Source organism: Micromonospora sp. NPDC004336, from assembly GCF_053602615.1.
In genome coordinates, this window is record NZ_JBSGDY010000289.1 from 1 (window position 1) to 4,554 (window position 4,554).

The 4,554-nt window shown below is 75.9% G+C and carries 3 protein-coding genes and 1 pseudogene; all 4 read right to left on the bottom strand.

Features of this window, described 5'->3' with window-relative positions; translation table 11 throughout:
• Positions 1-596, bottom strand: a pseudogene (locus tag ACWENR_RS29790) (hypothetical protein); the annotation flags it as partial.
• The gene (locus ACWENR_RS29795) at positions 593-1,495 is read right to left on the bottom strand and encodes a sulfotransferase domain-containing protein (protein ID WP_452280275.1); all 903 of its coding nucleotides are present in this window, start codon (positions 1,493-1,495) and stop codon (positions 593-595) included. The pseudogene ACWENR_RS29790 and the gene ACWENR_RS29795, both read right to left, overlap by 4 nt.
• An 8-nt stretch (positions 1,496-1,503) precedes the next feature.
• Positions 1,504-3,213 (bottom strand): lipopolysaccharide biosynthesis protein, encoded by a 1,710-nt coding sequence (locus ACWENR_RS29800; protein WP_452280273.1) that lies wholly within the window; start codon positions 3,211-3,213, stop codon positions 1,504-1,506.
• Positions 3,210-4,448 carry an O-antigen ligase family protein gene (locus ACWENR_RS29805; RefSeq protein ID WP_452280274.1) on the bottom strand — a complete coding sequence of 413 codons (1,239 nt, stop codon included), beginning with the start codon at positions 4,446-4,448 and terminating at the stop codon, positions 3,210-3,212. The genes ACWENR_RS29800 and ACWENR_RS29805 overlap by 4 nt, the downstream gene beginning before the upstream one ends.
• Positions 4,449-4,554: the final 106 nt, after the last annotated feature.

Here is a 4,554-nt window from a genome sequence, read left to right on the forward strand (position 1 = left end):
GGCGCCGCCGGATGGTCGGGCACGCCGGCCACCCCGGGCAGCTCGCGCAGCGCCGCCGCCTCCGTGGTCACCAGCGCCCGGGTGGCGCCGTTCCAGCCGATCTTCGCGTAGCCGAGGGGACGGCCGGCCGGGTCGAACAGTTGCAGGGTGGGCTTGTGGTTCGGGTCCGGCGGCCGGACGCCGCAGGCGGCGTGGACCGCCGGCCCCCCGACCAGCCGGCGCGCCAGCAGCACCTCGTCGGCGGCGAGACCGTCGGGCAGCCACACCGTCAGCCGTGGGAACGGGGCCAGGTCGAGGGCGCCGACCCGGGCGAGCCCGCCCAGCACGGCCCGCACCGCACGGACCTTCGGTGGGCGCAGCGCGTTGTACGCCAGCAGCGCGGCGGCCGTGGCCCGGGGCGCGCCGAGCGGCAGCAGGAACCGGGCCCGGGCGACCGACGGGACGACCGCGTACCGGGCGGCGGCGCGGTGACCGGGCGGCGGCGGGCCGGCCACGGTCAGCGCGATCCGCTCGTCGCCGAACACCGCCCGGGTGACCCAGCCCAGCCCGTCCGTGCGGGACCGGGGATCGGCCGGCGCGGCGACCCGCGCCGTCACGCGGCCCGGTCCGGCCAGTCGAGGTCCAGCCCCAGCCGCTGCCGCAGCGCGTCGTTGTACGGGCGGTAGTAGTCGGTCAGCTCGGCGCGCACCGTCGGCTCCAGCGGGGCCGAGCGGCGGTCGTTGTAGACCTTGAAGTCGGGCAGGTCGTGCGGGGGCAGGCCGAGGAAGTCCAGCGTGCGGCGGTAGGTGGACCGGGCGTCGCGGTAGAGGTCCTCGCTGGGCAGGAAGAGGATCTGCTCCCGGTCGAACCGCTCCAGCCACGGCTCCAGGTGCTCCAGGTAGCGGCCCCGGGCCCGGTAGGTGTACCAGTCGTACGGCTCGCTGAAGTATTCCGGCTCGGCGATCAGCCGCTCCCGCTCCCCCGCCGTGCGTTCCTCCTCGGCGGCGAGCGCGGCGGCGAAGTCGAGCGGCTCGATGCCGTGCGTGCGCCGCTCCTTCCAGTGCGAGTACGCCCGCTCCACCGGGTCGCGCAGCAGCACGATCAGCCGCACCGAGGGCATGAGGGCGGCGACCCGCTGCGCGGCGAGCGGATGGAACATGTAGAGCGGCGCGGCCTCGCCGACCCGTACCGGCCCGCCGTGCCGCCGCTGGAGCGCCTCCCGCTGCCGCTGCGTCGGGAAGTGCGACCGGTACCAGGCCTCGCCGCGCCGCCAGTGCTCCTCGAAGTAGTGCGCGGACTTCGTGTTCCACGCCGGGAAGAGCCGGGGCACCAGCGGGTGCTGGATGAGGTAGTTCCACAGCGACGTGGTGCCGCCCCGTTTGGTGCCGATGATGAGGAAGTCCGGCAGCGGCCGCCGGTCGCTGGTGCGTACCCCGTAATCGACGAGGGACTCCTTCACCCGGTCTGTCACCTGGGTCGGGACGAGTTGCTTCACCCGGTCACGGATGGACGGCACGACGGACCTCACCTGCCCTTCGACTCCTCCGGGGCGGGCCCGGCTGCGGCCGGGGCCGCCTCCCGCCGCCCACGGATCTGCACCATGGTCACCCGGATGCGCGCGCGCACCCCGGGCAACGTCAACAAGCCGACGCAGCCGGCGGCCAGCACCGCCACCGCCACCGCCAGCCCGCCGATCCCCCGCCCGCCGGCAAGCACCCCGGCCGTCGCCGCGATCCCGACCCCGACGACGGTGGCCGCGCCCGCGCGCAGCATCGCCGCGTCGACCAGCGGCTGGCCGACCACGACCCGGGCGCAGCCGGCCGCGGTGAGGTTCTCGGTGGCGATGCCGGCCGCCCAGGCCAGCGCCGCCCCGGTCGCCCCGTGCAAGGGGATCAGCCACAGGCCCAGGGAGACGGTGACCAGCAGCCCGGCCAGCGTGGCGGCCAGGTGCAGGCCGCTGCGGCCCCCCATGAGCAGCAGGCTCTGCACGTTGCCGACCCCGGTGTTGACCAGCATGGCGAGCGCGAGCACGGTCATCGCGGTGGCGCCGGCGGTGAACTCGGGCCCGAAGAGCTGGAGGAAGGCCAGGCCGAAGACGGCGATCAGCAGGTAGACCGGCCACGACAGCACCAGCCCCCAGGTGGTCAGCTGCCGGTGGACGGCGGCCGCCGCGCCCCGCTCCCCCCGCCCGAGCAGCCGGGACAGCTGCGGCGACACGGCCACCCGCAGCCCCTGCATGGCCAGCTGGCCGGCGAGGATGTAACGCCCGACGGCGCCGAACACGCCGGCGTCGGCGGGCCCGGCCAGCACCGAGGTGAGCAGCACCCCCACCCACATGTTGCCGGCGTCGATCGCCGCGGAGGCGGCCCGGGGCAGGGCGAACCGCCAGAAGGCCGACCAGTCGGCCCGTTCCGGCCGCAGCCCCGCGCCCCGGCCGACGCCGAGCGGGCCCGCGACCAGCGTCAGGCAGGCCAGCAGGGCGAGCGCCGCCGGCACCAGCCAGCCGGCCATGCCGGCGAGCAGGCCACCACCGGCCAGCACCGCCGCGCCGACCAGCACCGGCCGCGCCACCGGCAGCAGGAAGAACTGCACCCCGACGTACGCCCGGATGGGGCGCACGCAACGCAGCGCGGCGAGCAGCAGCGTCATCGCCACCACCACCGGCACCGCGGCGAAGCTGGCCGTCAGCAGGTCGGCGTCGCCGTCGCCGCCGAGCAGGCGGGGGGCGAGCGCGTCCGCGGCGAGCACCCCGGCCACGGCGACGACGACGGCGGTGAGCAGCGGCGGCAGCAGCGCCACCGGAAGCACCCGGGCCGCGTCGCCCCCGGCCCCGCCGCGCCGGCGGGGCAGCGCCCACATGAGACCGGTCTCGGCGCCGAGGGTGCAGACGGCGGTGGCGACGGTGACCACGCCGATCGCGGCGAAGAACGCGCCGGAGCCCACCGTGCCGTAGCCGCGGGTGATGACGACCGCGAGGAGGAAGCCGAAGAGGCCGCTGGTGGCCGCGCCGACCAGGCCGGCGGCGCCGCTGCGGGCGCTGCGCCGCCTCTCGGCCGCGCCGTCGACCGGGCCGTCGACCGGGCCGTCGACCGGGCCGCCGGTCGGGCCGCCGGTCGGGCCGCCGGTCGGGCCGACGCCGGTCGGACCCACGCCGGTCGGGCCGCCGGTCGAGCCGACGCCGGTCGGACCGGCGGTCGGGCCGACGCCGGTCGGGGGTCGGGTGGCGGCGGTCATGCCGGCACCGCGCGCGCGTCGAGCGGCCGGGGGCGGTGCCGGCGCAGCGCCGCCTCCCGCTCGGTGAGCGCCATGGCGAAGGCGACGGCGAAGAAGGCGACCGCGAGGTTCTGGTTGGCCATGCCGTAGAACGGGATCTGCACCAGGCAGACCACCGGCACCACGGACAGCCACTGCCCGGCCGCCGAGGTGGCCCGGGCGCAGATCAGCGCGGCGGCGACGAACCAGGCGAGGAAGCACAGCAGCGCCGGGACGCCGTGGCTGAACAGCACCATCCAGAGCTGTCCCTGGGTGCCGATGGGCGCCTGGGCCGTGACCGTGTCCACGTTGACCGGCGCGCCGTAGCCGAGCCACGGCGACTCCTTCACCCGGCGGATCACCTCGGCGTAGAGGGAGAGCCGGTCGGTGTTCGTGTCGCTGGACTCGACGCGGTTGCCGATCAGCTCGGCGATGGGGATGAACAGGGTGGTCAGGCCGCCGATGACGACCACGCCGACGATCGACGCGGCCACCCGGACGTTGCCGCGCAGGGCGGCCCGGACGCCGAGCACCGCGAGCCCGGCGCCGATGCTGAGGAACATCGCCCGGTTCAGCGTGAGGAAGGCGGGCACGAGCGACAGCGGCAGCGACGCCAGCAGCGCCCAGCGCAGCACGCCGCGCCGGCGCAGCATGGTGAAGGCCACCACGCAGGGCAGCGTCATCGCGTACGCGCTGCCGTAGTTGTTCGTGTACGCGAACGGCGCCGCCGGCCGGTAGATGGGGTTCAGCGACCGCTCGCTGTATTCCGCGGTGGTCAGGTGGACCATGTCCTGGATGAACGGGGTGCGCGCCACCCCGCCCGGGAGCAGCACCTCCATCGGGGTGGTCATCGCGAACCGAGGCGCCAGCACGCCCAGCCAGCCCAGCGCGACCAGCGCGAACCAGAACGCGCAGAGCGGCACCAGCACGGCGACCAGGTCGGCGCGTTCCCGGGCGACGGCGTAGACGTAGACGCCGACCACGAGGGCGGTCAGGTAGAAGGCGAGCCGCAGGGCGAAGGTCAGCATCGAGGCCGGCGACTGGAGCTGGGTGGCGCTGACCACGACGACGGCCAGGAAGAGCAGCCAGATCCCGGCGGCCGGCGGCAGCGGCACCCGCCCCCGGATGACCAGCAGCGCGAACAGCAGCGCGCCGAGCAGCGGCCAGCCGAGGTAGAACGCCCCGGTCAGCCACCACACGGGCACCAGGCCGAACATCGCGGCCAGCGGCCAGAGCGGCAGCCGGGGCGGGGCCGGCGGGCGGTCGCTGCGCCGCCTCGGGCTGGACTACGTCGACATCTTCTACTCGCACCGCTTCGACCCG

Coding starts and splice junctions, on each gene's coding strand:
- ACWENR_RS29800 (WP_452280273.1), bottom strand. CDS start 3,213: ATGACCGCCGCCACCCGACCCCCGACCGGCGTCGGCCCGACCGCCGGT.
- ACWENR_RS29805 (WP_452280274.1), bottom strand. CDS start 4,448: ATGTTCGGCCTGGTGCCCGTGTGGTGGCTGACCGGGGCGTTCTACCTC.